This window comes from Streptomyces sp. NPDC059477, from assembly GCF_042749375.1.
In the GTDB taxonomy this organism is placed as follows: Bacteria; Actinomycetota; Actinomycetes; order Streptomycetales; family Streptomycetaceae; genus Streptomyces.
In genome coordinates, this window is sequence record NZ_JBHYUG010000087.1 from 1 (window position 1) to 24,244 (window position 24,244).

The 24,244-nt window shown below is 71.9% G+C and carries 26 protein-coding genes; 6 read left to right on the top strand and 20 right to left on the bottom strand.

The genetic code is table 11. The features are described from left to right. The first annotated feature begins 568 nt into the window (after positions 1-568). Positions 569-2,980 carry a Helicase associated domain protein gene (locus ACFXAZ_RS31190; protein WP_384597992.1) on the top strand — a complete coding sequence of 804 codons (2,412 nt, stop codon included), beginning with the start codon at positions 569-571 and terminating at the stop codon, positions 2,978-2,980. Continuing rightward, the gene (locus ACFXAZ_RS31195) at positions 2,980-3,378 is read left to right on the top strand and encodes a hypothetical protein (protein WP_384597994.1); all 399 of its coding nucleotides are present in this window, start codon (positions 2,980-2,982) and stop codon (positions 3,376-3,378) included. Before ACFXAZ_RS31190 ends, ACFXAZ_RS31195 begins: the two co-directional genes overlap by 1 nt. A 386-nt stretch (positions 3,379-3,764) precedes the next feature. On the opposite strand, the gene ACFXAZ_RS31200 is transcribed toward ACFXAZ_RS31195, so the two are convergent. After that, positions 3,765-5,690 carry a helicase HerA domain-containing protein gene (locus tag ACFXAZ_RS31200; RefSeq protein WP_384597996.1) on the bottom strand — a complete coding sequence of 642 codons (1,926 nt, stop codon included), beginning with the start codon at positions 5,688-5,690 and terminating at the stop codon, positions 3,765-3,767. A gap of 196 nt (positions 5,691-5,886) precedes the next feature. Between ACFXAZ_RS31200 and ACFXAZ_RS31205 the strand changes: the two genes are divergently transcribed. Continuing rightward, positions 5,887-6,429 (top strand): hypothetical protein, encoded by a 543-nt coding sequence (locus tag ACFXAZ_RS31205; protein WP_351501084.1) that lies wholly within the window; start codon positions 5,887-5,889, stop codon positions 6,427-6,429. A gap of 20 nt (positions 6,430-6,449) precedes the next feature. On the opposite strand, the gene ACFXAZ_RS31210 is transcribed toward ACFXAZ_RS31205, so the two are convergent. The 5 genes from ACFXAZ_RS31210 to mobF all read right to left on the bottom strand — a co-directional run bounded on the left by ACFXAZ_RS31210 (position 6,450) and on the right by mobF (position 12,565). Further along, on the bottom strand, positions 6,450-6,848 hold the full coding sequence (locus ACFXAZ_RS31210) for a hypothetical protein (protein WP_384597998.1): 399 nt from the start codon (positions 6,846-6,848) through the stop codon (positions 6,450-6,452). Positions 6,849-6,973: 125 nt separating this feature from the next. Continuing rightward, entirely contained in the window at positions 6,974-8,350 is a 1,377-nt protein-coding gene (locus ACFXAZ_RS31215; protein WP_384598000.1) for a replication-relaxation family protein, read from the bottom strand. A gap of 721 nt (positions 8,351-9,071) precedes the next feature. Then, positions 9,072-9,482, bottom strand: a complete 411-nt coding sequence (locus ACFXAZ_RS31220) for a hypothetical protein (RefSeq protein ID WP_384598002.1) — start codon at positions 9,480-9,482, stop codon at positions 9,072-9,074. Positions 9,483-10,274: 792 nt separating this feature from the next. Next, positions 10,275-10,475, bottom strand: a complete 201-nt coding sequence (locus ACFXAZ_RS31225) for a hypothetical protein (RefSeq protein WP_384598004.1) — start codon at positions 10,473-10,475, stop codon at positions 10,275-10,277. Positions 10,476-10,615: 140 nt separating this feature from the next. Continuing rightward, a complete protein-coding gene (mobF, locus tag ACFXAZ_RS31230) occupies positions 10,616-12,565 on the bottom strand; it encodes a MobF family relaxase (protein WP_384598006.1) in 1,950 nt (649 codons plus the stop codon). Positions 12,566-12,908: 343 nt separating this feature from the next. On the opposite strand from mobF, the gene ACFXAZ_RS31235 reads away from it, so the two are divergent. The 3 genes from ACFXAZ_RS31235 (at position 12,909) to ACFXAZ_RS31245 (ending at position 15,112) form a co-directional block, all read left to right on the top strand. After that, a complete protein-coding gene (locus ACFXAZ_RS31235) occupies positions 12,909-13,217 on the top strand; it encodes a hypothetical protein (RefSeq protein ID WP_384598008.1) in 309 nt (102 codons plus the stop codon). A gap of 258 nt (positions 13,218-13,475) precedes the next feature. Further along, positions 13,476-14,117 carry a plasmid partition protein gene (locus ACFXAZ_RS31240; protein WP_351501099.1) on the top strand — a complete coding sequence of 214 codons (642 nt, stop codon included), beginning with the start codon at positions 13,476-13,478 and terminating at the stop codon, positions 14,115-14,117. After that, on the top strand, positions 14,114-15,112 hold the full coding sequence (locus tag ACFXAZ_RS31245; protein WP_384598010.1) for a hypothetical protein: 999 nt from the start codon (positions 14,114-14,116) through the stop codon (positions 15,110-15,112). Before ACFXAZ_RS31240 ends, ACFXAZ_RS31245 begins: the two co-directional genes overlap by 4 nt. Before the next feature lie 72 nt (positions 15,113-15,184). Here the strand turns inward: ACFXAZ_RS31245 and ACFXAZ_RS31250 are convergent, their stop codons facing one another. The 14 genes from ACFXAZ_RS31250 to ACFXAZ_RS31315 all read right to left on the bottom strand — a co-directional run bounded on the left by ACFXAZ_RS31250 (position 15,185) and on the right by ACFXAZ_RS31315 (position 24,240). After that, positions 15,185-15,499, bottom strand: coding sequence for a hypothetical protein (locus ACFXAZ_RS31250; protein WP_384598012.1), 315 nt, complete (start codon positions 15,497-15,499; stop codon positions 15,185-15,187). A 60-nt stretch (positions 15,500-15,559) separates the two neighbouring features. Then, the gene (locus ACFXAZ_RS31255; protein WP_384598014.1) at positions 15,560-16,003 is read right to left on the bottom strand and encodes a hypothetical protein; all 444 of its coding nucleotides are present in this window, start codon (positions 16,001-16,003) and stop codon (positions 15,560-15,562) included. After that, positions 16,000-16,665: a GGDEF domain-containing protein gene (locus tag ACFXAZ_RS31260; RefSeq protein WP_351501108.1), complete on the bottom strand. Its 666-nt coding sequence runs from the start codon at positions 16,663-16,665 to the stop codon at positions 16,000-16,002. The genes ACFXAZ_RS31255 and ACFXAZ_RS31260 overlap by 4 nt, the downstream gene beginning before the upstream one ends. Positions 16,666-16,815: 150 nt before the next feature. Then, positions 16,816-17,523 (bottom strand): SpoIIE family protein phosphatase, encoded by a 708-nt coding sequence (locus tag ACFXAZ_RS31265; RefSeq protein ID WP_384598016.1) that lies wholly within the window; start codon positions 17,521-17,523, stop codon positions 16,816-16,818. A 52-nt stretch (positions 17,524-17,575) separates the two neighbouring features. Beyond that, a complete protein-coding gene (locus ACFXAZ_RS31270; RefSeq protein ID WP_384598018.1) occupies positions 17,576-18,439 on the bottom strand; it encodes an AAA family ATPase in 864 nt (287 codons plus the stop codon). A gap of 97 nt (positions 18,440-18,536) precedes the next feature. After that, positions 18,537-19,307 (bottom strand): hypothetical protein, encoded by a 771-nt coding sequence (locus tag ACFXAZ_RS31275; RefSeq protein WP_351501114.1) that lies wholly within the window; start codon positions 19,305-19,307, stop codon positions 18,537-18,539. A gap of 107 nt (positions 19,308-19,414) precedes the next feature. Continuing rightward, complete coding sequence (locus ACFXAZ_RS31280; protein ID WP_351501116.1) at positions 19,415-19,996, bottom strand: hypothetical protein; 582 nt, start codon at positions 19,994-19,996, stop codon at positions 19,415-19,417. A gap of 112 nt (positions 19,997-20,108) precedes the next feature. Continuing rightward, the gene (locus ACFXAZ_RS31285) at positions 20,109-20,408 is read right to left on the bottom strand and encodes a hypothetical protein (RefSeq protein WP_351501119.1); all 300 of its coding nucleotides are present in this window, start codon (positions 20,406-20,408) and stop codon (positions 20,109-20,111) included. A gap of 1 nt (position 20,409) precedes the next feature. Then, positions 20,410-21,111, bottom strand: coding sequence for a hypothetical protein (locus tag ACFXAZ_RS31290; RefSeq protein ID WP_351501121.1), 702 nt, complete (start codon positions 21,109-21,111; stop codon positions 20,410-20,412). Beyond that, positions 21,077-21,562, bottom strand: a complete 486-nt coding sequence (locus tag ACFXAZ_RS31295; protein ID WP_351501123.1) for an RRQRL motif-containing zinc-binding protein — start codon at positions 21,560-21,562, stop codon at positions 21,077-21,079. The genes ACFXAZ_RS31290 and ACFXAZ_RS31295 overlap by 35 nt, the downstream gene beginning before the upstream one ends. Beyond that, positions 21,562-22,191, bottom strand: coding sequence for a DUF6919 domain-containing protein (locus ACFXAZ_RS31300; RefSeq protein ID WP_384598020.1), 630 nt, complete (start codon positions 22,189-22,191; stop codon positions 21,562-21,564). Before ACFXAZ_RS31300 ends, ACFXAZ_RS31295 begins: the two co-directional genes overlap by 1 nt. 89 nt (positions 22,192-22,280) lie before the next feature. After that, on the bottom strand, positions 22,281-22,988 hold the full coding sequence (locus ACFXAZ_RS31305; RefSeq protein ID WP_351501127.1) for a hypothetical protein: 708 nt from the start codon (positions 22,986-22,988) through the stop codon (positions 22,281-22,283). Positions 22,989-23,087: 99 nt separating this feature from the next. After that, positions 23,088-23,735 (bottom strand): hypothetical protein, encoded by a 648-nt coding sequence (locus tag ACFXAZ_RS31310; protein WP_384598023.1) that lies wholly within the window; start codon positions 23,733-23,735, stop codon positions 23,088-23,090. Between the two features lie 202 nt (positions 23,736-23,937). Then, a complete protein-coding gene (locus ACFXAZ_RS31315; RefSeq protein ID WP_351501131.1) occupies positions 23,938-24,240 on the bottom strand; it encodes a hypothetical protein in 303 nt (100 codons plus the stop codon). Positions 24,241-24,244 lie beyond the last annotated feature (4 nt).

The following is a 24,244-nucleotide window of genomic DNA, read 5'->3' on the forward strand; positions in this document are numbered from 1 at the left end:
GGGATATGCCCCGGCAAGCCGGGGCATAGAGCGCGAATTGCGCAAGCGCAATTCGGATTCCGGCGCAAGCGCCGGAATGGAATTCCGTGAACGGAATTCCGGACGGAATGCAATTCGCGCAAGCGCGAATTGGAGGCGACCGCGCAAGCGCGATCACTCAGGCTGGCTACGAGGGGGGTGCATCGCGTGCGGGACTGTGTAGGGCCTGGGGTTCCCTGCCACCACCCCAACAACGGGAGTGACGGACCGTCGGGTCGATCGGGTCGATCGGGTGCCGGCTTCACCGCAGTGACGGGCTCCGCTGCGCTCCACCCTGGCCTCTCCCCACTCTCGAAACCGGCCGCTCACGTTCACCGATACCCCGCCAGCATACCCTATGGATCGTACGTGCGGGGCGAGATTCGGCCAAGTATCAGCCTACAGGGGGAAGCTGTCGCGTTGGCGATGCATCAGGGGTACTGACTGTGTAGAGTCTGGTACCAGACACCACCCCACCGGCCCGCCACTCACCGCGCCGGACTCTTATTCCTATAACGCGCTGCATTCCGCGAAGAGGAGAACCACGGGAATGGCCGTGAAACTGCGTGAACACCAGATTGAGGCCGTAGCCGCTATCGTGCGCGGCCTCGATATTCCGCCGGGTGGCATTCCCTGGAATGGGTTGCGCGGGCAGGTGCACGCCGCGTGCGGAACGGGGAAGACCATCATTGCGGCGGCCTCCGCGAAAAAGATTGTGCCCAAGGGCCGCGTTCTCGTGGTGGTGCCGACCCTGGATCTCCTGGCGCAGACCGTGAAGGCGTGGAACGGCGCCGGGCCCAAGGCGCCGGCGGTCATGGTGTGCTCGCCCCTGGACGATCCGGAGCTGTGGCACATGGGGGTTCGGTGCACCACCAACCCCGTGCAGCTGGCCCTGTGGCACAAGGAGGGGCCGGTGACCATCTTCGCCACCTACTCCTCCCTGCCCGTGCTGGTGGAGGCGTTCGAGGGCGCCTACGGGCAGAAGTTGGCGCCGGTGGACCTGGCGGTGGTCGACGAGGCGCACCGGACCAGTGGGTCGATGGGGAAGGCGTGGGCGGATATCCACGACCAGACGAAGATCCCGGCGCACCGGCGGCTGTACCTCACCGCGACGCCGCGGATCTGGCAGGAGCGGCCTGAGCACTGGGAGGTCGCGGAGGGGGTGCGGGACGCGCTGCCGGAGGAGATGGCGGCCTCGATGGACGACGAGAAGGTCTTCGGGCCGGTGCTGTACAAGCTCAGCTTGGCGGCGGCGGTGTCGCGGAAGCTGCTGGCGCGGTACCAGATCATCGTCCTGGAGCTGAAGGACCCGGTCGTCACCCCGGAGCGGCTGATGGGCGAGGAGCGGCACACCGAGAAGGTCCGCGGGGAGCGCCTCGGGGCGCTCCAGGCCGCGCTGCTGCACACCATGGAGCAGCACCAGCTCCAGACGTGCATCACGTTCCACCACCGGACGATAGAGGCCGCCGCGTATGCGGAGGGCCTTCAGCGGGTGGCGAAGCGCCTGCACGCGGACCAGCCGGAGAAGTACCCGTCGGAGATCTGGGCTGACTGGCTGATGGGTGAGCATGTCCCGGAGCGCCGGCGGGAGGTGCTGGGCAAGTTCGGGACCACCGCCCGGCGTGCGGTCCTGTCGAACTGCCGTGTCCTGGGCGAGGGTGTGGACATCCGGGCCGTGGACTCGGTGGCCCTGCTGGATCCGAAGGGGGCGCCGCACGACATCGTGCAGGCGATCGGGCGCGCGCTGCGGCAGAAGCCCGGAGAGGGAAAGCTCGCCTCTTTGATCGTGCCGGTATTCCTCCAGCCGGACGAGGAGCCGGAGGACATGTTCACTTCCGGTTCGTACAAGCCGTTGGTGAAAGTCCTTGAGGGTTTGCGGGCTCACGACGAAGAAGCCGTCGAATTGCTGGCGATCCCGCAGGAACCTCAGAAGGCTGACGTGCAGCCCTCCGAATACATTGGTGCCGCGCCCGGTGATAACGAGGAAGAAACGCGGTTGCTACTGCGTTTTGCGGCTCCTCGTGATCCGGTGATGGTCGCTGACTGGGTCAGCTTCAATGTGATCGACACCGAGCGGCAGGACTGGGCGCGCGGCTGGGCGAAGCTCAAGGAGTACGCCGAGCGCGAGGGGCACGCCCGTGTTCCGTACGAACACCGCGAGGGTGCGACACCGCTTGGGCAGTGGGTGGCGGAGCAGCGACGGGCCTATGCGGCCGGGCAGATGACCGGCCAGCGCGCCCGGCGGCTGGAGCGGCTCGGCATGGTGTGGTCGGTGGCGGATGAGCGGTTCCAGGAGAACCTGGCGGCGGCCCGGGTGTACTACGAGGAGCACTGGACGCTGTGCGCGCCCCGGGCCGCCACGGTGCTGGACCGGCCGGTGGGGCAGTGGTTGTCCAACCTCCGACGCCCCGGCGCCCTTGAGGGGCGGCCGGAGTGGGAGGCCGCGCTGCTGGCCGTGGACGAGGACTGGAACCCCGAGTGGCCGGCCGACTGGCAGCGCCACTTCGCCGCGCTGCGCGAGCTGGTGCGCGAGGAGGAGGGGGCGGAGGTGATGCCCGGGTTCACCGTCCACGGGATGGACGTGGGGAAGTGGCTGGACCGGCAGCGGAAGCCCGAGGTATGGGCGGCCTTGAAGGAGGGGCAGCGCGAGCGCCTGGAGGCCATCGGCGTCACGCCTCCCGCGCCCGCAGCTGCGGCGGAGCCGGAGTTGCCCGCCGGGCCGTCCATGACGCCCGTGAGCGCCTTCGAGAGGGGCGTTGCGGCCCTGGCGCAGTACAAGGCCCGGGAGGGGTCTGTGAAGGTCCCCAGGGGCCACACAGAGGTGCTGGAGGACGGGACGGCGGTGAAGCTCGGGGTGTTCCTCTCCAACAGCAAGAACCGCCGGGCCAGGCTGACCGCCGACAAACTCGCCGCGCTCGCCGGTCTCGGGCTGGAGTGGGCGGCCGCGGAAGGAGTGGCGTGATGGGCGCGAGCGACCAGGAGGCCGGGGAGCAGCGGGTGCGGGACGCCGTGCGGCGGCACGCGCGCGCCAGGGTTTTCGCGGAGGCGGAGGACGTCATCTCGGCGGTGCTGTCCGACCCGGGGGTGCAGGCGGCACGGGAGCGGGTGGAGGCGGCGGAGGCGGAGTTCGGCATGGAGCTTCAGACCCGTCTGCAGCCGTTCCAGGACCGCTACGACCAGGCCGTCGCGGCGGGCGACGCGGACGGGCTCGCCGGGCTCTGCGGGGGCAAGCACGGCCACTGGGGGCGGATCTGCGTCCTGCCCGACGGCCACGAGACCTCGATGGAAGAACCGCACTGGGGCCGCAACAGCGAGGGCCGGCCGGTCGCGTGGGTGGGCAGCGCGCCCGACGACTGGTGAGAGAGCACGATCCGGTGCTTCCGGACTGGTGTGGGCGGTGCAGGAGCAGGCGGCGTGACGGCCCCTGCGCGGTGCTGTCGTAGGGGGCTGGCGGCGCCGTGATGCTGGACTCGCGGGACCCCGGGGCGCGTTGGCCGTTCCGGGGTCTTCCGTTACCCGGGGTCAGCGACCGGGCACCCCAGTGTCTACACGAACATCTGCACGATTCCCCAGGTCAGAGCCCTGGTATCGCGCGGGTGTCCGTGTAGGGACTGGGATCTTGGGCCGGGTCCCCCTTGTGCGAACTACGGTGCCGTCGAAGGGGGTTCGCGTCGTGTTCCGGGCGGGTGCCGAGCGGGTCTTCTTCGCACGCACCCCGAAGGCTCGCTCAACGGCCCCTGCCAGGATCAGCCGAGTTCATCGGTGTCAGCCGTGCCGCGGGGTCGGTTGCGGGCCCACTTCTTGAGATCGCCGGGGTGGTAGAGGAACTCGGCTCCCCGCTTGCCGACCGTAGGTGGGAAGTCGGGGTCGTTGGCGCGGGCCCAGCGCAGGGCCGCGAGCGTGATCCCGGGCAGATGGTTCTGCTGAGCGGTACGCAGTCCGACCGCGACATCACCCGGTTCCACGCCGGGGGGCGCGGGCGGGGCCGGCTTCGCCGTCGGCGCCCCCGAAGAGGTGTCGACTGCAACGGGGCCGGGCACAGCGGCCGGGGTGAGCGGTGCGGGCGCGGCCGGGAGTGTGCTCGGGTCGTCGGCGAGGGGACCGGCGGTCGTGGGCGCCGGGGTGTGCGGCGGGCGCGGGGCCGGGCTGCCGGTCGTCCTCTCGGTGCGGGTGCCGGACATCGCCCACTCGCGGGCCTCCGCGTTAGACAGGTTCAGCACCTGCGTCTCCTGGGCGCGGCCGCGGGTGACGACCTGGACGCGGCCTTTGTGGTCGCTCGGCATGGGGATGGGGCTGACTTCGGGGACGAGCATGCGCCAGGCGTTGAGGGTGTAGCGGACGAGGATGCGGGTGGCGAAGTTCTCGCGCATCTCGGGGCCGCCGATGGCGCGGGTGGTAGCGGACTGCGCGACCAGGAGGACGTGGAGGCGGACCTGGCGCCCCATGAAGAGGATCTGGCCGAGCGCGTCGACGGCCGGGGACGTCTTCGGGTCGCCGGACTCCCGGATCTTCGCCCAGTACCACTTGAGCTGCGTCATGGTGGCGTTGACCTCTTCGAGGAGGATCACCAGCCTCGGGCCGACCCGCCACGGCTCGCGCTCCAGGACGTCGTCCTCGAACTGCTCCGCGAGGCCGAGCCGGCGCCGGCCTTCCTGCGCGAGCCGGATCAGGGCGTCGTGGATTTCGGCGATGTCGCGGCAGTAGGTGACGCCGGGCACGCCGCGCGCCCAGGTGTGGGAGATCCGCTTGAAGTCCAGGACGTAGGCGTGCGCGCCGTTATGGATGAACTGGCAGCAGATGGTGCGCAGGATGGTCGACTTGCCGCCGCCGGTGCCCGCGGAGATCAGGACGTGCGGGGAGTCGGCGTCCAGATCGACGGAGACCTTCCTGCGACCGGATCCGAGACCGATGAGCGGGGCGGACTCGGGCATCTTCGCCAGGATCTCCCGCACCCCCGGGTCCGACAGCCGCAGCATCTTGGGCGGGGTCTGGCGCTTCTTCACGGTGAGGTGAGTGTCCGCCCCGGCGCGGCGCCAGGTGAAGGAGACGTTCTCCAGGGCGAGCTTCTTCTTGACGAGGTCGGCGACCTGGTCCTCGTTGAACCGCATGTGGGTGGGGACGTCGATGCGTATCTCGGCGTCGTCGTCGGAGAAGTTCCTGGGGATGTGGAGGTAGCGGCGGGGGTCGGTCAGCTCCGGGATGCCCAGCGGTACGGAGATCGCCTCGTGCAGGGGGATCAGCCACTCGCGGGTGAACTCCCGGCGCCTGCGGGTGGCCAGCCCGTAGACGGCCCCGCCGACGGCAGCGGTGGAGACCGCGGTGATACCGCCCGTCTGGACGGCGGCGGCGAGCGGCGCCGGGTCGTCGATGAGGCCCCGGACGGTGGTGAGGGTGGTATCCCGCCTCTCCTCCTCTCCCAGGGCCCAGTACCCGGCCGACCCCGTCGCGGCCAGTCCGGAGAGGCGGAGGGCGGCGCGTTGCCAGCCGGGCCGGTAGGCGGAGCGGCGCACCGGGGCCTCGGCCTTCGGCAGGACCCGGGTACCCGGGCGCCAGAACGTCGCGTTGGTCTTCCGTACCCCGTCCATGGGGCGGCCGGACAGGAACCGGCCGATCCCGAACGCCAGCGCTTCGGCGGTCTCCTCCACCTGCCGGTCGAACTTGCTCTGCCCCATAGTCGTCGTGCCCTCTCAGCCGTGCTGGGTGTTCCGGGCACCCAACACCCAGAAGCGGACACGACCGTAAAACAGCGGACCTGTGCATAGATTCTGTCGATTAACGGGGCACTTGTGGATAAAAAAGCCAGTCGGAGCGAGCGGGACGACGGCGGTTACGGTGAGGGGAATCGTTGGGTTTGAGCAGGGAGAACGTATGGGTTCGGTGGCGCGGGAGCGGCTGTGTGACTGGGTGGTCGACAAGGACGCGGTGTGGGTCCACGGGGACCGGATCACGGACGGCCGTGTCGCTCTGGACATGCGGCTGATCGACGGCCTCGACCCGGACGTGGTGCACAAGGACGGGCGGTGGCGGATCCGCAAGCACACCTTCCCGGTGCATCTCGGTGACGATCACCCCGACCTCACCGACGTGCTCCCCGCCCCGGGGCCGGGCTGGGAGCCGGTGGCGTGGTCGAACTGGTCCACGGGCGGTGTGCGGATCGGCGCGGTCGGCGGGCAGCCGGTCGCGGTCGACCACGCCTGGCTGTCCCGCCTCCCCGACGGCTACCGCGTCGAAGGCTCCCCCGACCACGACATGCTGCGGATCGTCACCGCCGAGCCCGCCCCCGCCCTCCTCACCGGGGCCGGCGCCCCGCAGCACCTGGTCGTCGGCGTCGTGGTGCCCGTGAACCCCACCACCGCGCAGGCCGGGGACGGAGTGCTGCGGGCCATCGTCGACGAACTCAGCGCCCTCTAGGACAACGGGGGGGGAGCGGTTCAGGGCGGGGGGAGGATGCCCTGGAATCCGGGCCCGAGCCCGCGCCGCCGCCGCACCCGGGGCCGGGCCAGCTTCCCGGGCGCGGCCTGTTGCCCGGTACCAGCCGCGGCGGCGGGCACGGCCGCCTCGCCGGGCGCAGCGGCGTCGGCGTCGGTGGGGAGGCCGAGCCGGCGGCGCGCGTCCTCAGTGGCCGCCGCCACTGCGGCGAGCGCGCCGGCGGTCTCCGGGCTGATCTGGGACAGCGCGGCGGCCAGGACGTCGATCGCGTCGAGCGCGTCCTCGGCCGCCGCAGCGTTCCAGGCCGTGGGCGCGACGACGTCGGCGAGATGACAGGCGCTCACCACCACCGACTCGGCCCGCTGCTCAACCCCGGGCGCCGCCTGCTCGTTCAGTCCCATACCCGGCTCAACGACGATCGCAGCGGAATTGATCGCCGCCTTCGCGCCCATCCCGCCCCGGTCCCCCACGTCGCCTTCCGGGCCGGGCCACCGGCCGAGATCGGTGGCCCGAGACGGTCCGTCGTCTATTTCCCCGGCCGGCGGAACCTGCGGCGGTTCTTCCTCGCCTCCGCTTCGGCCGCCTCCCGCGCCGCAGCTTCCTCCGCCTCGCGCCGTGCGACGCGTTCGGCTTCGAGCCGGGCGAAGTGCTCGGTCTCGCACGGTCCGCACAGCCCGTCCGTCTCGCTCCGCCAGGACGACCGGACCGACTGCCAGCGGTCGTCGGTGAACTTCGCTCCGCAGGTGGTGCACACCGGCCGCCGCGCCTCCCGCTCCGCCGCCTCGCGCTCGGCACGGCGCTCCCCCTCCTCGCGGGCGGCCTGGCGGCGGCGGGCGAGGTAGGCGTCCCGGCGCGGGTTGCCGATCGCGTCCAGCAGCGGCTCCAGGCGGTCGCGGCCGTAGCGCCAGAACGCGGGCCCTGCCGGCCCATGCTCACGCAGCCGCTCCAGAGTGGTCGCCACGATCGGGATACAGCCGTCGTAGGAGTGGTAGCCGCGCTCCTCGTACCAGCGGCCCTGCCAGTGGGAGCGGGTCAGGTCTGCGACCCTTTCCATCTGATTCTTCGCGGAGCGCTTGCCGACCTGGTGGAAGACGAGCAGGACCGGCGGGTGCACCCGCTCGTACTCGTCCCACGGGGGTGCGGACCAGCGGGTGCGCCACATCGGCTTCACGGTGTCGTCGGTGTCTTTCTCCTGCCGGTGGAAGAACCGCAGGTACTTGTCGAACTTCGCGGCGATGAAGGCGGCTTCCTCGGTGCAGTTGTCGGCCTCGATGAACAGCAGCGGCACATCGTCGTCCGGTGCGACAAGGACGATGTCGGCGCGGGCGCTGCCGATGGCGGGGTTCTTCCAGGTCCCCTTCACCGGGAGGGCGACCTCGGTGGCGTAGGAGGTGAGGGTGCCGATCCCGTCGGGTGCGTCGACGGCGGCCTGCGCGGCAGCGACCGCTTCGGCCGGCTCCCCGGCGACCAGGTCGAGGTCGGGCTTCGGGCGGATCAGCGCGATGACCGTCTCGTTCACCGTCATCGGGTGCGAGGCCCCGGAGCGGCCCGCGCCCTTGGGTATGCCGCCCATCTCCTCCGGCTCACGGTCCAGGTCGATCGCGGCGGCGGCCAGACCGGCCACGGTGAGGATGCGGACCTCCTCGTTGCCGCGGGTCCGGCCACCATCGACGGCCAGACCGTGACGCCGCAGATCGTTCGCCGCGCCCCGATGGGAGGCGGTCCGGGCTTCCTTCCGCTTCGCCGAGGTCGGCTTGGCTGTGTGCCGGTAGGTCAGATGCGGCGCGGCGAGACGCTGTATCTGGTCGGCGGTCGCGACCTTGAGCACCCCGAGCACGGACAGCACATCGCCCCGCAGACCGTTCGACGACCCCGCCTCGTTCGCCTTGCGCCGGCCCGCCATCAGACCCGCCCTCCCCGTACGCGCGCCCCACCAGGCGCACCACCCGGCCGGCTACCGGCCGGGCGCCAGGCCCCGGCCGTGGACGGGACCGGGCCCCCGCACCCGATGATCTCCCTCCCCACCGACAACCAACTCAGGCCAGAGGGGAGAGAAGGGGGTTGTGACAAACCGCAGGCGGCCCGGAAACCGACGCTGACAAGGGGAAATACCGGACGGGTGGGCGCCGGGCACGGAAGTGTCTTCGGCAGTGGGAACGCAAGCGGCGGCGCCAGGAGCCCACCAGGACGTGCCGCCGCCCGCCGCAGGCCGGGCACGGACACCCCGGACCGGACACCGGGCACACGGTCGGCGGGTTCGCGATCGGCGGGGCTCCGTCGTGCCCGGCGGCCACAGCGGTGGGAAGGAGCGGCCGGGCCCGGACCGGACACAGCCACACGCACAGGCTTGAGGACAGGAGAGAGCGTCCGGGTGAGGGCGGGGGCGGGGTCGGGGGCAGATGTGGGCACGGGGTCCTCGTTCCTCCCGGCCAGGCCGGGACAGAGCAGCAGTGTTCATCCGCACCGCGCACATCCGTCCCGCGCGGTGCCGACGGCCACCCTGCTCGATCACCCCTTGACCGCGCTCCCCTCACCCCGGCCCGCAGTGTCCGTTTTACCCCTTGACCACCCCTTGACCAAAGGGTTCGTCCGTGGCCGACACCACACCGCCCCACCCCGCCTGTTCAGCGGGCGGGCCGGGTACTGGACGGCGAGGAACCGAGCCGCCAGTCCGACGGCTTCTGGCCCCGGAACGTCTCCCCGGCCTCAATCCGGGCCTTGTTCCGGGCGAACTCCCGCTCCGCCGCCGACAACTTCCGAGAGGCGCAGCCGGGGTGTCCCCAGCCTCCGGTCACCTTCGTGATGACCTCGCCCTTGCCGTAGTCCTTGAAGCAGGCCGGGCAGGTACCGCCGTACGCGGCCCGCAGCGACCCGCGCGGCAACGGCACCGCCTTCTTCGCGGCCGGCTTCCTCCCGCCCGCCTTCTTCGCCGCCTGCGCCCGTTTGATCGCCTCGCGCTGGACCTTGCCGGGCCGCTTCTTCGGCTGCTTGGCCCGGGCCGCCTTGGCGGCCTTCTGTGCCGGGGTCTGTCCCACACCCGGGATCGTAGAAGCCGACGTCGGCAGACGGCCCGCGCCACGCGCACCGGCCGTCCCGGGGGCGGTGGCGCGCGGGTGCGGACCGGGGCGCGCACGGTGCGTTGAGATGCGGACGATGGAACGCACTCCCCCACCCGGTGGAGCGCACTGAGTGGACTCCACCCACACCTGGTGCGCTTCGCGGTGGCCTCCACTCTCCACTCGGTGCGGACGTCGCCGTGCGCTTCCACCCGGTGGAACGCACAGCGGTGCGGCGATGCGCGGCATCGTCCGTACCCCGCACCGCCCCTACGGACGGTGACGGTGCGCGGTGGCGGGAGGGAGAGATCTCCCCTCCCGCCACCGCGCACCAGAGGCCCGGTACGGGTCGCCTCCCAAGTGGCGGAGGACTCTGTCAAGGGAGAACGTCGAAGACTGTGCGGAATGGCGTGGGTGGTCAAGGGTTGATTTCCACTCGATGGACTGAGTGGAATCCGGCGGCGCACCTGGTCAAGGGGGGGGTGCATCGAGTGCACTCCATCCGATGCGCCGTCACCCTTTGCACGCGCACCGGGTGGAGCGGACGGGAGTGGCGTCCACTCTCCCGCGCAGGATGCGGCGCGGCGGTGCGGTGGGTGGCGTGCGCGGCACTGCCGTCGCATGTGCCGGTGCGCCTGGTCAACCGCACCGAGCGCACCGGATGCCGGGCTGTTCCGCGCTCCCCCACCGGGTGGAGTCCACCGAGTGGACCACACCACGGTGGTCTCCACTCCGTACGGGCGGGCCCGCGGTGGAGTCCATCGTGTCCACTCACCCCCGGCGGCGGCCCCGCCCGGCACGCCACGGGTTCGGCCGGCCACCGGGGTACTGCCGTGCGCCGCGGGAGCGGCGCCGGGCGGGCTTCGGCGCCTGGTACAGCGCCGCGCGCAGCCGGATGGCGTCGGCGAGCTGCTCCAGGCGCTCGCGCTGTTCCGGCGAAAGACGCAACGGGGGTGGGGTCGGGGCAACCATCAGGGCCTCCGTGATCGAGGGGGGCGGTTCCCGGCACTCTCCCCCGCTCCCGGGTGACGTCGGGGTGGGCGGCCGGTCGCGTCCCGGCGCCCGGCACCGCGACTTCACCGTCCGTCCCGCCGTGCGGGCCGCACGGCGCGTCACGGCCGGAGGCCCTGACCCTGGCCGGGGCCGGGCTGCTGGCGCTGCTGCTCGTGCTCCTGGCGGCGCTGGCCGCCAGGAGTGGCCGGGTCGGTGAGCGGGGACTCCCGTTCCTCGATGGCGCGGTGGTGGGCGTCCGCTTCGGCGAGAGCGCGGTTGCGAGCCTCGGTGGTGACGGTCAGCTTGGCGAGGGCGGCGAGGCGTTCCGGGGAGGTCGTCCAGGTCTCCGGATCGGTCGTCCGGCCCTCCGCGTATTCCTGGGGCATCGCGGCCTGGAGGTGGGCGTGGACGGCGGCAGCCCGTTGTGCCGGGGTGCGTGCGGCGTCCCGACCAGGGTGGTCGACGGCGTGCGGCGGGACCTGGTCGTGCTCGCCCTCGTCGAGGTCGCGGGAGTCGGCGGGTGCGGAGACCGCCGAGGTCGTGGTCGTCGCCTCGGTGGCGGTGTCGGCCCGGATACGGGCGTCGCGGATCGCGCCCTGTACGGCGAGGCTGGCGAGGCGGGCGCGTTCGTAGCGGCTGGACTCCCGCGGCGGTGTGCCTTCGGCGTCGGCGATCCACCACCGGTCGGGTACCGGGAAGTCGGCGGTGTAGGTCATCCGGTCCGCCGCCGGCGCTTCGCGGCCGGGCTTGGTGACGGTGTGACGGCGGGAGTAGCGGAGCAGGGCCCGGTCGGCGATGGAGTCGTCCAGACCTGGCGGGAACGCTCGGCCGCGCAGTGTCTCCAGCAGGTGCCGGCGGGCTTCGGCCAGGACGTGGCGCCGGGAGAACTTCTCGCGCACGGTGAAGACGACCGCGGCGACGTCGACGGCGGCGAGCGCCATGTCCACGGCGGGGTCCACCCGGGCCCGGATCGCCGCGCCCGCAGCCCGGCAGCGCTCAAGGAGCCCGTCGACCATCTGCTTGCCGAAGCGGAGGAGCGCGGACGCCTTCCACCACGCGAGGAGCTGCTTCAAGGGGCGCGGGGTCTTCTTCTGGGGGCGGGTGTCCTGGGCTGCCTGCCAGCCGAGGCCGTGCCGGGCCTTCTCCCCGGGCAGCCGCCCGTGGTCCTTCACGTACTGGTCGGTGAGCACCTCCAGGGCGTCCTCGATCCGCTGACGGCGGGTGGAGGACCAGTCGATGATCTCGGCGTCGACACCGGCGATCTCCATGACGGAGCGCAGCCCTGGTGTCACCTCCCTCGGCACGGTCGCCAGGCCGAGCGTCTCGCACACCTCCGTGGTCATGGTGAGGGTGTAGAGCGTCCCGGCGGCCACCACGTTCTGGTAGAGGCGGTAGGTGTCCAGCGCGCCCCAGACCGGTTCACCGTCGGCGCCCGGGCGCTGGACGCGGTTGAGGACCAGGCAGTGGGTGTGAAGGAGCGGGAAGCCGTCGCGGTTGTCGTAGTGCCGGAACGCGGCGACCACCAACGCCGGTCTCTTCGCGCGGCCGCGGCCGGAGGACCACCGGGTCTCGGCTACTTCGTCCTCGATCCAGTGCAGCGCCGCGGCGATGGCACGCTCGTGCGCCCGCTCGATGACCCGGCGCGTCCGGTCGTCGCCCAGCGCCCACAACACGATCAGGGACGCCTGCGGCCGGAAGGTGAAGTCCAGAGCGAGCAGCGGCGTCTGCTTGCGGGCCTCGATCTCCTCGACCGGCTGCCCCAGCACGGTCGCCCGTCGCGCGGTGGCCGGGTCGGTGCCGTCGTCCAGGAGGCGCTGCTCGATCCGGTCGGCGTCCGGGTGCCGGACTTCTCCGAAGACGAGCGCCAGCTGCCGCTCGGACACCTGGCCGCCCTCGGTCAGCCCGAGCGCGGCCAGACCGCGCCCCCACCACCGTCCCGGCGGGAGACCGGCCGTCTCCTGCGCGTCCTTCAACGACTGGCCGACCGGACGGCGGCCGTCCCCGAACGCCACCCCGCGTATGTAGTAGCGCCAGGCGTTACGCCTCTGAACCTTCGCGACACTCAGCATCACCCCAGCACACACCGGCCCTGACCTGCGAAAAAGCCCGATCCCGTGGGGCGGGAGGGTTCACCGGAACTTCACCGTCGATCCCGCAGGGCGGGAGCCGACGACTCCCCCGCACCTGCCGGCCGGGCCATGTAAATGCTGCGCGGCCACCCAGGCGCACACCCCACACGCCTCACGCGCCACGAAAACGGACAGCTGACGACTCCACCGGTCACCGAGCGCACATCAAGAACCCGCTCCCCCACCGACGGCCAGAGAAGCCGCACCCCCTGAACCACGTCACCGAACCCTCAGCCCCCGGCAGCCGCCGGGGGCTTCGTCGTGCTACCCGAAGGAGACCAGGGTGCCCACGTACGAGACGATGACCCGCTTCAACAACGACCTGGACCGCCTCACCCCCGAACAACGCCGCCGCTTCCGCCGGGCCGTGAACGCCTTCGTCCACGACCTGCGCGACGCCAACGGGCACTTCCGCGCCGGCCTCCGCGTGAAGCAGGTCAGCGGGTTCCCCGGCATCTACGAACTCACCTGGTCCGCGGGCACCGGCCCCGCCGGGCGCGCCACCTGGCAGTACGGGGAACCGATCCGTCAGGGCACACCCCACGTGATCTGGCGACGCATCGGCACCCACACCATCCTCACCGGCCCCTGACCCTCTGGTGCACGTACCGGTTGGCGCGCGAGCGTCCGACTGTGACTCGGACAAGAGCGCTTCCAATGAAGCGCTCGCCATCACTTTCACGCGTGAAAGTGATGCTGTCGTCCGGTCGCCACACCTTGATCGCAATTGCGCTGCGCAGCAGTTGGGGATCTTATCGGCGGAGCAGTCGGCCCCTAGAGCGGATCTGCTCGGGTACGCACGCGCTGGAGCGGCGAAAACGACCATGGTCCGCCCAGTAGGGTGCCGAGCATGTTCATCGCCACCATCTCGCCCCGATCGACGGGGAAGACCACCATCACAGCGTGGTTGCTGCATGCCCTCCATGAGCGCGGCTATCCCGTTGCGGGGTTCGATGCCGACGAGTCCGAGCAGCTCTATCGCTGGTGGGATGCACGCCCAGAGGGGAGCTATCCCTTCGAGGTCCACAAGGAGGCGTCCAGCCGCTTCCACGAACGTGCCCCGGAGAAGACCCCCGAAGGCACTGTGGCGGCGGTGGACTGCGGACATCTTGAGAACCACTCCGGCATTGGCTGGAGTGTTCTGCGGGTCGCCGACCTCGCCATCGTGGCGTGCGCTGCGACGAACAGCGACCTCGAACGCATGGACGAGATGCCGATGGACATGTACATCAACCAGATCGCTCCGAAGCGGGCGGACAAGAAGCCGCCGGAGACCTGGGTGCTGCTGTGCCGAGTCCAGCCGGGGAGCACGGTCGCGCCGAGGGGGATCCGGAAGACTCTGACCGAGGACGGCTGGAAGGTCTTCACGACGGAGATCCCCGCGATCCAGAAGTACGCCAGCACCGGCGAGGGCGTTCCGATCAAGGCGTCCGGCTCGCACTTCGATGAACTGGTGACGGAGATGGAGCAGCGGGGGCTGATCAAGAAGTGAGCAAGACGGTAGATCCGGCAGAGCTGCGTCGGCAGCGCAAGGCCCGGCGGGCAGCAGAGGGTGGCGGTCCGGTCGTGACGGACAGCCCGGCCGAGGGGTCAGGAGACGCAGGGGCATCAGGTGCGCCGACCCCTCAGGAGGAACTGGTCATCGCGCAGGGCCGGCCTCAGCCGATGCTCCGCCTTGAAGAACTTCCCGACGTGGTCGACACGCCGGAAGCGACTGGGCCTCTGAGCGAGGACGAAGAGGAGCGGTGGGAGCTGTGCCAGCGCAGCTTCCTTCAGTACCAGCAGGCGTGGTGGGTGGCGGCCAAGGCCCTGAACATCGCGCTTCGCGGGCGGTTGTGGCGCCGCGACTACGAGACGGCGGAGGCGTTCATCGGCGATGTCGCGCGCATGTCCACCTCGAACGCCTACCGTCAGATCTCGGGTGCAGAAGTGGCCGCTCTGCTGGCCTCCCCCCCGCGAATCGAACTGGAATCGAACGATCAGTCCCGCATGCGGGACTCGGCGGAAGTGCGGGACTCCAATGACGCCCCGGAGGGCCCGAAGCCTCTCGTGATCAGCCAGCGCGCAGCAGAGGCGCTCACCTACGTGCGGGAGGACTACGGCGCTAGCGCAGCAGCCGACGCGTACCGGGCGGTGGCTGAAGTGACCGGTAAGGACCAGGTCAGCCAGAAGACCATCAGCGGCATCGTCCACCAGCTCCCTCGCAAGGCTGAGGAGGAGCTGACGGAGGAGGAGCTGACCGAACGGGTTCGCGCGCTGGCCAAGGAGCAGAAGGAGAAGGAGGCGGCGGCGAAGGAGGCCGCCACCGATCCACTCCAGGCGTTCCGCGAGTACGTGGACGCGGCCCGGGTCTTCGCCCGGAAGACCAAGGGCATGGCCGCCGCTTATCAGAAAGCCGCAAAGGTCGATCAGGCGAAGGCAGAGAAGCTGGCCGGCCAGTTGCGCGACCACATGGCGCGCGCGGCTGAGAACTTCCCGGACGTGTAGGCACCCCCAAACGCAAGAAGGCCCGTACCCCCCGCGTTCGCGGGGGGTACGGGCCTTCTTGTTGGTCGGGCCTCAGGCGACGGTCGTGCGTTGGGCTCGGGCGGAGCGGCGCAACCCACGGGCCTTCCGCTTCCAGCGGTCCCAGAGGGTGGGGTGGGTGTGCCGCCAGGCGGCACGGTCCAGGGTGACGGGGTCGCTGTGGCGCTGGGAGAAGCCACAGGTGCACTCCAGGCCGTAGGGGGTTGACTGTGTGCCGTCCCGGGTGGTGGTGACGACGGCGCGTTCCCCATCGTGGGAGCCGTGGTAGGTGCCGACCCAGAGCGGCGTGGCCGGCGGTTCGGGGTAGGCGAGGGCCTGGCCGACGTCGTGGTGCGGGGTACTGGTCAAGGGAGCCTCCGGGTGGCGAGGTCAGGGGTGGTCACAGCGACTTCCTGCTGCACGGCGGGTTCACGGCCGCAGGTCGGGCAGTTGCTGGAGGACTTGGTCCACGAGGTCCTGCGTCGGTTTCCAGGCCGAGAGCGCACCCGTCGCGGGGACGGGCAGCGGCAGTTCGTGGACGTCGGCGAGGACCAGGTGGTGGACGTCGCGCTGCGCCCACGGGCTGGTGCAGTGCTCGGGGCCCCGGTCGGGGTGGCAGTCGGTGAGCCGGGCGATGCCGATGACCGCGCCGAGGTGGAGTTCGCGGCTGCGGATCGCGGTGGCCACCAGCGGGTCGCGCAGGGCAGGGCGGTCCAGTTGCTTCCCCGCGTGGAGGAGTACCCAGCCCCTCCAGGGCCAGTTGGCGGGCCTGTTCTCGGGGTTCTTCCCGGCGAGGATGCAGCTGGCCCAGGGCTGGCGGACCGTGATGCCCCGGATCCAGCTGTCCGGGTCGGTATAGGCGGCCTGGTTCACGCGGCCCGCCCCCGGATGCCGGTACCCGGCCGTCCGATCCGACGGCCGTTGATGGACGGCATCGTGGCGTGCCGCGGTCCGGCGAGGACCGCGTTGCCGCTGTGCTTGCCGTCGTAAAGCGCGGCGTCGGCGGCCCTTTGAAGCTCGGAGAGGCCCGTCGTTTCGGTCGTGGCAGCGGAGGCGGCGCCGATAGAGGCGGCGACGTCGACCGGTCCGGTGTCGGTGGTGACCGGTTCGGCGAGGAGCCGGATCAGGTGGTCGAGGCGGAGCTGGCGGTGGCGGGGTTCGATGAGGGTGATGGCGACGAACTCGTCTCCGCCGAGACGGCCGACGAGTCCGCGGGCGCCTGCCCAGTCGGTGAGGCGGGCGGTGGTCTCGGCGAGAACTTGGTCGCCGACTCCGTGGCCACAGGTGTCGTTGATCTGCTTGAAGTGGTCGAGGTCGCAGATCAGGAGGAGGGCCTGGTCGGGGTGGCGGTCGAGGAGCCGCTGGGCTCGGGGGGTCCAGCTCTCGCGGCGCAGGGCGCCGGTGAGCCGGTCCCGGCCGGCGGCGGCGAGGCGGCGGCGCAGCCGGATGCCGTCGGCGACGGCCAGGGCGAGCGGGACGACGGCGGCGGTCACCAGGGCGGCGGGGGACTGCCGTAAGGCGGCGGGGGCGGGCATGATGGTCTCCGTTCTCGCCCCTTTGGGGGCGGGGATTGAGAAGAGGCGCACCCGGAGCTCTGCAGGCGGTGGGTGCGCCTCTTTGCGTGTCGCTTGGTGCCGGCGCTCACTGGCCGGCGGGAGGGCGCGGGGCGGGTTCGGTGCGGCTGGTCAGTCGCTGGTGCCGGTGACGACGATGACGGTGGCGTCGTCGCGGCGTCCGGAGGGGCGGTTCTCGGCGGCGGCCACGAGCTTCTTCGCGAGCTTCTTCGGGCGGGTGGCGTACCGCTTCGTCAGGTGCTTGATCGTGCGGCGCTTGACCTGGTCGGTGATGCCGTCGGACATCAGCAGGAGGACCCGTGTGCCGCCCGGGGCCTTGGTCTCGGCTTGGGCGACCGAGGTCGGTGTCGCGAGCGCCAGCGACGTGCGGATCCAGTTGTTGTGGAGTCGGGCGCGGGTCTTGTCGCCGTTGCGCCGCAGGAACGCGCCCATGGTGTGCGGGTCGGTCAGGGTGCGCAGTCGGCGGCCGTTCCATTCCATGGCGTCGCAGTCGCCGACCCAGGTCAGGCGGGTGTCGCGGCCGGGGTGGATGACGGCCAGGACGGCGACGCCGTCGGGCACGGGCTTGGGGCCGGCCCCGTCGTCGGCGACGAGGGCTCCGGCGGCGAGGAGTCCGGCGAGCGCGCCGCGCTGGACGCCGATCCGGACCGCGGTCTCGGCCATCAGCTCGCCGGTCTTCGGCGCGGTCTTGGCGTGGCCGATCATGTCGACGACGCACACGGCGGTCCGGCCGGTAGAGCTGGTGAACGTGGCCCAGCGGTCGGCGTTGTTGCGGTCGGTTCCCTTGCGGGTCGCGGTCGCGATGCGGATCTCGGACATGAGTCTCCTCAGGCGGGAATGGCGTGTGTGGGACCGGGGGAGCGGCGGCGGTTCACCAGGGGCTGCCGGTCATGACGACGGCGTCGCAGAGGTCGCAGACGGCTTCGTCCGGTTCGCCGCCCTGGTGGACGTCGAGGAGGTCGGTGGGGTCGTTGACCTTGACCCAGCGGGTACCGCCGCAGCCGTCCGGGCACATGTCGAGCCGGGCCTGCCAGTGGTGGTCGAACGGGTCTCCGTCGTCGGAGCGTCGGATGACGAGTTCTCGTCCGGCGACGGCGAGGACTCCGGCGGAGTGGTCGGCGGTGGTGAAGGTGAAGAGGTCGGCAAGCTCGGAGCCGAAGGTGGCGCGGACCGTGTCGTACGGGTCGGGAGCGGCGGTGGCAGCGCGTTCCAGCGCCATGCGCAGGAGGTCGAGCTGGTCGGCGTCGCGGACCTGGTCGAAGCCCTCGCTCAGCAGCGTCTCGCGGCTGGGGGTGTCCTGGTGCTGTCGGGTGATGACGTCGGCGGGCACCTGGCGGGAGGCGGGCCGTGGTGCCTGGCGGGCCAGGCATTGGGCGAGCGGGGTGCGGGCGACGATGGCGACGATGGGAAACTTGTGGGCGTGGGCGCGGTCGATGAGGCTGATCCGGTGGGTGGTGTGGACGTTCGTGTTGTCGACGATGGTCGGCAACCGGCGGGCGAGCCTTCCGTTGAGGATCGCGTCGAAGATTCGGAGCGCGTCCGGGGTCGAGCTCTGGTCCCCGGCGTCGCCGCAGACCCGTTCGCGGCAGTCGTCGAGCGAGAGCCTCCACGCGCGGGGGAAGGCGGCGGCGATCGAGGACTTGCCGCTGCCGGCCGCGCCGACGGTGACGTAGAGGCCCGGCTGGGGCAGGCGGTGCCGGGCGAGAGCGGCGGTGGTGGCGGTGTGCGGGCTCATCGTTCTCCAGGTGGTGTCGGCGGGCGGTTACTGAGGGGCCACCGCAACCGCCCCGGCCCCCGTCGAACACGGGGGCCGGGGCGGCACGGAGAGCCCGTCAGACAGCCACGGCGGCGGGGGAGTCGAGGCCGGTGCCGCGCAGCGCCTCCAGGACGTACGGCTCGAAGCGGGTCTGGTGCTGGGCGGCGACCGCGTGGCCGGTGGCGCGGCTGTAGGCGTAGCAGTGCGCCATCATGCTGGCACCGGTGTTGGCGAGGGCCTGGTCGACGGCGTTGCGCGCGAGGTGCTCGATCCAGGTCTGGGCGGCCGACTCGCGGCGGGCGTGCGAGGTCGCCATGGCGACGGAGTCCGCCCACCGGCCGCTGCCGCAGGTGGGGCCGCCGCACTGCTCCCAGTCCCACTTCCGGTCGCGCATGCCCTCGGGGTCGGCGTCCCAGTCCGCGGCCCAGCGCGCGGCCCGCTCGGGGATCTCCTGCTGGACGACGCACAGGACCTCACGGCCGGCGGGGCCGAGTGCGGGGTGGGCGTCGGTCTCCTCGATGACACGGATCTGGTGGGAGAGCAGCCGGTAGGGGTAGTAGCGCCCGCCCCAGTTGCCGGTCTCCCCGATCGGCTCCACGGTCCACAGCCGCACGGGCCAGGTGATGGGCCAGATGCCCGTGTCCTCCAGCGCCTCCCCGACGCGCTTGACCATGCGGAAGTAGGAGAAGGGGCTCTCGTCGAACCACAGGTTGGTGCAGGGCTGGGGGTGGTCGACGACCTGGCCGACGCTGGCGGCGAGGTTCACCGGGGTCCCCGCCGCGCGGGACACCTCGATGATGCCGTCGGCGGGGGTGGCGATGTACCAGGTGACGGGCCTGCGGGCCATGCGGTCCTCCATGAAGGGGTGGGGGCGGCCGGAGCCGCTGGATAACCGGGTTCTGGTCGAGGTGTGCATGCCGGCCGCCGCGCGGACGCGTTCCAGGCGGGTGCGGGTCACCGGCGGCCGGGGCGGGTGGTGAGCCAGGTGGTGACGGCGGCGGCGCCGATGCCGACAGCTCGGTGGAGGGCGGCGTCCAGCTCCATCCATGCGCTGCCCGGTCCGGTGAGCTCGGCGGTGGCGTTGCCGTCGTCGTCGAGGCGGACCGTCTTGCAGTGCTCGATGTAGCCGGTCTTGCCGGTCTTCTTCGCCAGCCACAGCAGAACGGCTCCGCGGTCGATCGCGGCGTGCGTCGAGGCGTTGATGGCCGCGCCGGCGAGCAGCGCGGCCGGGGTGACGCGGTAGCCGAAGGCGCGGGTGATCGCGACGGTCGCGGCGAGCTGGACGGCGGTGTAGGAGGCGACGTGGCAGGCGACCGCGCGCCTGCCGAGGGTGGTGGTGGTCATGGTCGGGCGGGTGGAGTCCTCGGTGGCGGGGGAGCCGTCGGCGTGGACCAGGTCGTCGCCGTACAACCGCTTCCGGGAGGCGGTCTTGCTGCCCTGGACCCAGTGGTCGCAGGCGGGGTGGAGTTCGCCGAAGAGGGTCAGCAGGGTGCCGAAGAGGGCCAGGCGTTCGATGGTCAGCGGGTTTCGGGGCATGCTGGTCTTCTCCTGATCTCGAAAGGGTGAAGGGGAGTGGGTGGCCGGCCTCTTGCCGATGCTGCGGTCACCCGGCAGTCCCGCTCCGGCCTGTGGCCGGGGCGGGACTGCTTCAGAACGGGGGCTCGTCCCAGGGCGGGACGGGCAGGAGCCGGACGTGGAGCTCGTGCCGGTCGGCCCAGCAGTCGCACGCCTCCATCTCCGGGAACGGGCCGTCGGTCCACCGGCCGCCCGCGCCCCGGCAGTCGGGGCAGGAGCGGCGGGGCCGGGCGGTGATCTCGATGCGGTGCCGGTCAACACAGACCTTGAGGTGGCTCGCCCTCAGCACCGCGACCGCGACCGCCGCCGCGGTGAGCGGGACGGCGACGACGGCGGCGAGCAGCAAGGCGGAGCGCAGGCAGCGGATGGCCACGTCAGCGGGACGGCGTGGCAGGGCTGGAGGGGAGGGCGACGGCCCGGCACGTCTCCGCGTGCTCCTGCGCCCAGCGCTTGAGCTTGGCACCGTCGTAGAGGCCGTCCAGGAAGCTGGTGCGGGCCTCGGGGGAGTCATAGACCTGCTCGCGGGTTCCCTCCTCGCGGTAACCGCAGCCGGAGCAGAGGAGGTCCAGCTTCAGGTCGACGCACTTGGAGGAGTAGTAGTCGTAGTCGGAGGTCGTGGTGGTGTCCTCGGTCGCGGACATGGTCAGGTCGATGAACGCGCCGACCAGGTTCTGGTACCGGGCGACAACGCCTTCCGGGTTGGGCACCGGGTGGGGCAGCTTGGCCTTGAGCTGCTCGATCTGTGCGTTCAGCTCCCGCACTTTCTGGTCGGCCCGGCGCTCGATGTCGTCCGCCCGCTTCGCGGCCCCGCCGATCAGGGCGGCGGCCTGCTGCTCGGCGCGTTGGGCCGAGGCCCTGGCTTCGGCGACGCGGGCATCGGCCCGCTGGGTGAGGTCGGCGAGCTCCTGGCGGAAGCGGGCGTCGGCCTGCTCCGCGTTCGCGGTGAGCTCCGTGGTGCGGCGCTGCGCCGTCTCCAGTTCCTTCTCCAGGCGGTCGGACTTGCTCTGGACCGTGGGGAACGCGGAGGCGAGGTTGTTCAGCTCAGCGAGCCGGGTGGTGCTGATAATCCGGAGCATGACGATGTCCTCTGAGCGAGCCGGGTGGTTGTGGTGGTGCAGGTGGAGCGGTGGTGTAGGAGGCGGGGTCGGCGGGCGTGCCGTCGAAGCACTCCGCGCAGGACCCCAGGGTCTTGAGGGGGAGGCAGTGGAAATAGCGCCGCCCGCAGGGGCCGGGGCAGGTCTGCCGCGCGGCCATCGCCCTGTCGAGCGCGGCTTCCTTCGCGAGCGTCATCGGGAACTTCGGCTTCGCCAGGTCGAGCCGGTACAGCCACGCGAAGCGCCGGCCGCTGCGGCATTCGATGCGCGCGACGGGCTCCTGACCGCCGGGGCGCAGGCCAAGGTCCCGCAGCTGGCGGCGGGTCGCCAGATTCGCATGGCCGGCCTGCTTCCACCGGAAGACCGGGAGGGCACCGTCGCCACCGGGGTCGTACGGGTCGACGTCGACCAAGTCCTCGTCCTGGCCGTTCATCACCTGCTCCGGGTGCCGTGGAGCCAGTTGGCGACAGTGTCGTCGAGGGCGTTTCGGAGGGCGTCCCAGAGGCGGGGGGAGGGGCCCCAGGTGGTGTCGGTGAGGGTGATGTGGGAGGCGCGGGTGAGGGCGCTTCGTGCGGCGGGGTGGGTGCCGGGCCAGGCGTGGTTGATGTCCTCGGACCGGTAGGGGTGCCCGAACCAGGTGACCGGTTCGCCGTTGCGGAGGGTGGCCGGGATGCGCATGCGATCGGTCCGGGTGCCGGGGTCGTGGAGCACGACGTGGAGGTCGTGGCCGCGGGCGAGCTGGATGAACGCGGTGCGGATTTCGGGGTCGTCGGTCCAGCCGTCGACGGCGGCGCGCTGGACGTAGGTGGCACCGTCCCAGCCGGTGGTCGGGGCGTGGCCGGGCTGGGAGTTCGCGGTGACGAAGCCCAGCCGGTTGAGGTGGGCGAGGACCGGGACGAGCGGGGTGGTCTCCGGGTCGGGGCCGCCGCCCTGGTAGCCGGGGTGGTGGGCGATCTCGCCCTCCAGCCAGGCCGCGGTGAGGGTGCCGAGATCGGTGAGGGTGCGGGCCTTGGTCCAGCGGGACCGGGGCGCGCGAGACGTCCAGGGCAGTCGGATCTTCACGGGTTGTCCCTTCGCTTGGGTGGCCGGTCGGCCTGCCCGGTCCTCGCTCCCGGGGAGTTCCGGGGGCGAGGACCGGGCAGATCGGCGGGTCAGCGGGTGTGGTGCGCCTGTACGCCGGTGTCGGCCACCGGGGCCGGCCGGTGGGCGGGCCGGCCTCGGCGGGTGACGGGGCGCAGGGTGAGGCCGCGCAGGGCGATGGCGCTGGCGAGGATCCAGGCGAGGACGGCGATGCCGGTGGCGACGGTGCGGCCGGTGTCCGGCGCGGCCTGCCAGATCATGGCGATACTGGCCGCGGCCCAGGTGACCCAGAGGGTGCGGGCGGCGGTGATGCGGAGGAACCCGCCGACCAGGCCGACCAGGCCCGTGATCTGCCAGAGGGCGTACGCGGTGGAGGCGTCGACCGGCAGGCCCTGGGTGTGGGCCGTGAGGTAGGAGCGGACGGGGGTGTCGATGGCCGCCCAGATTCCCGTGGTGGCACGGTCGGCCGCCGGGCCCGAGGACGTGGTGAGGAGCCGGTCCAGCCCGTCAAGCAGAACCCCGGTGGCATCGGCGAACAGCACGGTGACGAACGAGAAGCCGACCACCAGGATCAGTGCCTTGATCCAGGGGGCGACAGAGTGCCATCCGAGCTGCGGGGCCAGGCGCAGGTCCTCCCACAGGCCGTGGAGGACCCCGCCGGTGTTCCATGCCGCCTTCCACCAGGCGCGCGCCTCGGCGAACCGGGTCTCCGTCTGCTTCCGGGCGGGGGTTGGGTCGGTGGTCGTGTTGAGGTCGAGGTCGAGGTCGTTGGTTGCCAAGGTGTGGCTGCTCCTTCGCGGGTTCGGGGTGGGGCCGGGCGGCCTGTCCCGCCCCCGACCGCCACGGGTGCGGTTCGGGGGCGAGGCGGGCGGTCCGGATCAGCCGTGGAATCGGTTGCGGCGGAAGACAGCGCGGCGGATGTTCACCGTCGTCCCGGCCGCGCCGCCGCCGCGGGTGGTGCCGCGACCGGCGAGGGCCAGGCCGATGAGGAGGATCAGGGCGGCGACGCTCATCACGGCCTGTCCGGCGGCGGCGAGAACGCCTTCGAGAGCGACGAGCCCCGGGGCGGCGGCGCCGACTCCGATCCCGGCGAGCGCGACGCCTCCGCCGGTGGACAGCGCCAGCGCGCTGTACTTCCACACGAAGGCCGGCACCCGCTGCTGCGGCATGACCGGATCAGAGGCCGCAGCGGGGAGCAGCCGGACGGGCGCCGACACCGGGACAGGGATCGGGGTGAGGAGCTGCTCGCGCTGCGCCCCGGCAGGCGCGAGAACTTGCTCGCGGCGGACCAGGTCGTGGACGCGGGCGAGGTAGGCGTCGTCGGCGAGGAGCAGGGCCGTGTCGTGGGCGGGCTGCTGCGCCGTTGTGGTGGCGTGAGGGTGAGAGCCGGGGAACAAGGCCCAGATCCGGCGCAAGTCCTCTTCCGGGAGACCCGCGAGGTGGGCGGTGGAAGCGGGCGGGCCGGGGGAGGTGAGCGGCACGGTGAGGGTGGCGGGCTCCGGGGCGGGGTGGGTGGTGGTGTTCACAGGGGGCTCCTCGGTGGGGATGCGGAAGGGCCCGTCCGGCGTGTGGCGGACGGGCCCGGGGGGGCGGGGGGGGGGGTGGTTGGTCGGGGGGGGGGGGGGGGGGGGGGGGGCCGGGGGGGGGGGGGGGGGGGGGGGCGCGCGCGCGCGCCCCCCCCCCCCGGCCCCCCCCCCCCCCGGGGGGGGCGGGGGGTGTGGTGGTTGGTCAGGCGAGGCTGTAGAGGGCGAGGGCGGCGGCGAGGATGCCGAGGGCGATCCGGGCCCACAGCCAGTCGACTTCCACGGCGCCCCACCCGGCTGCGAGGGCGAGTGTGCGCAGAGCCCAGCGGGCGAAGAACCCGAAGGGCTCGTAGTTCTGCAGCTCGCGGATGCGGGCGGTGCGGGCGTCCATCTCCTCCTGGAGGTGGGTCCGGGTGACCGTGTCGGTCTCGGCCGTGTTCCGGAAGGTCTCGCTGTAGGAGTGCCGCTCGGCCTCCAGGCGAGCGATCTCCTCGTCCGGTGTTTCCACGGGG

What these genes read in the sequence shown, in the direction of transcription:
- ACFXAZ_RS31190 (WP_384597992.1), top strand. Translation starts at nt 569, where the DNA reads ATGGCCGTGAAACTGCGTGAACACCAGATTGAGGCCGTAGCCGCTATC.
- ACFXAZ_RS31195 (WP_384597994.1), top strand. Translation starts at nt 2,980, where the DNA reads ATGGGCGCGAGCGACCAGGAGGCCGGGGAGCAGCGGGTGCGGGACGCC.
- ACFXAZ_RS31200 (WP_384597996.1), bottom strand. Translation starts at nt 5,690, where the DNA reads ATGGGGCAGAGCAAGTTCGACCGGCAGGTGGAGGAGACCGCCGAAGCG.
- ACFXAZ_RS31205 (WP_351501084.1), top strand. Translation starts at nt 5,887, where the DNA reads ATGGGTTCGGTGGCGCGGGAGCGGCTGTGTGACTGGGTGGTCGACAAG.
- ACFXAZ_RS31210 (WP_384597998.1), bottom strand. Translation starts at nt 6,848, where the DNA reads ATGGGACTGAACGAGCAGGCGGCGCCCGGGGTTGAGCAGCGGGCCGAG.
- ACFXAZ_RS31215 (WP_384598000.1), bottom strand. Translation starts at nt 8,350, where the DNA reads ATGGCGGGCCGGCGCAAGGCGAACGAGGCGGGGTCGTCGAACGGTCTG.
- ACFXAZ_RS31225 (WP_384598004.1), bottom strand. Translation starts at nt 10,475, where the DNA reads ATGGTTGCCCCGACCCCACCCCCGTTGCGTCTTTCGCCGGAACAGCGC.
- mobF (WP_384598006.1), bottom strand. Translation starts at nt 12,565, where the DNA reads ATGCTGAGTGTCGCGAAGGTTCAGAGGCGTAACGCCTGGCGCTACTAC.
- ACFXAZ_RS31240 (WP_351501099.1), top strand. Translation starts at nt 13,476, where the DNA reads ATGTTCATCGCCACCATCTCGCCCCGATCGACGGGGAAGACCACCATC.
- ACFXAZ_RS31260 (WP_351501108.1), bottom strand. Translation starts at nt 16,665, where the DNA reads ATGCCCGCCCCCGCCGCCTTACGGCAGTCCCCCGCCGCCCTGGTGACC.
- ACFXAZ_RS31265 (WP_384598016.1), bottom strand. Translation starts at nt 17,523, where the DNA reads ATGTCCGAGATCCGCATCGCGACCGCGACCCGCAAGGGAACCGACCGC.
- ACFXAZ_RS31270 (WP_384598018.1), bottom strand. Translation starts at nt 18,439, where the DNA reads ATGAGCCCGCACACCGCCACCACCGCCGCTCTCGCCCGGCACCGCCTG.
- ACFXAZ_RS31275 (WP_351501114.1), bottom strand. Translation starts at nt 19,307, where the DNA reads ATGGCCCGCAGGCCCGTCACCTGGTACATCGCCACCCCCGCCGACGGC.
- ACFXAZ_RS31280 (WP_351501116.1), bottom strand. Translation starts at nt 19,996, where the DNA reads ATGCCCCGAAACCCGCTGACCATCGAACGCCTGGCCCTCTTCGGCACC.
- ACFXAZ_RS31290 (WP_351501121.1), bottom strand. Translation starts at nt 21,111, where the DNA reads ATGCTCCGGATTATCAGCACCACCCGGCTCGCTGAGCTGAACAACCTC.
- ACFXAZ_RS31295 (WP_351501123.1), bottom strand. Translation starts at nt 21,562, where the DNA reads ATGAACGGCCAGGACGAGGACTTGGTCGACGTCGACCCGTACGACCCC.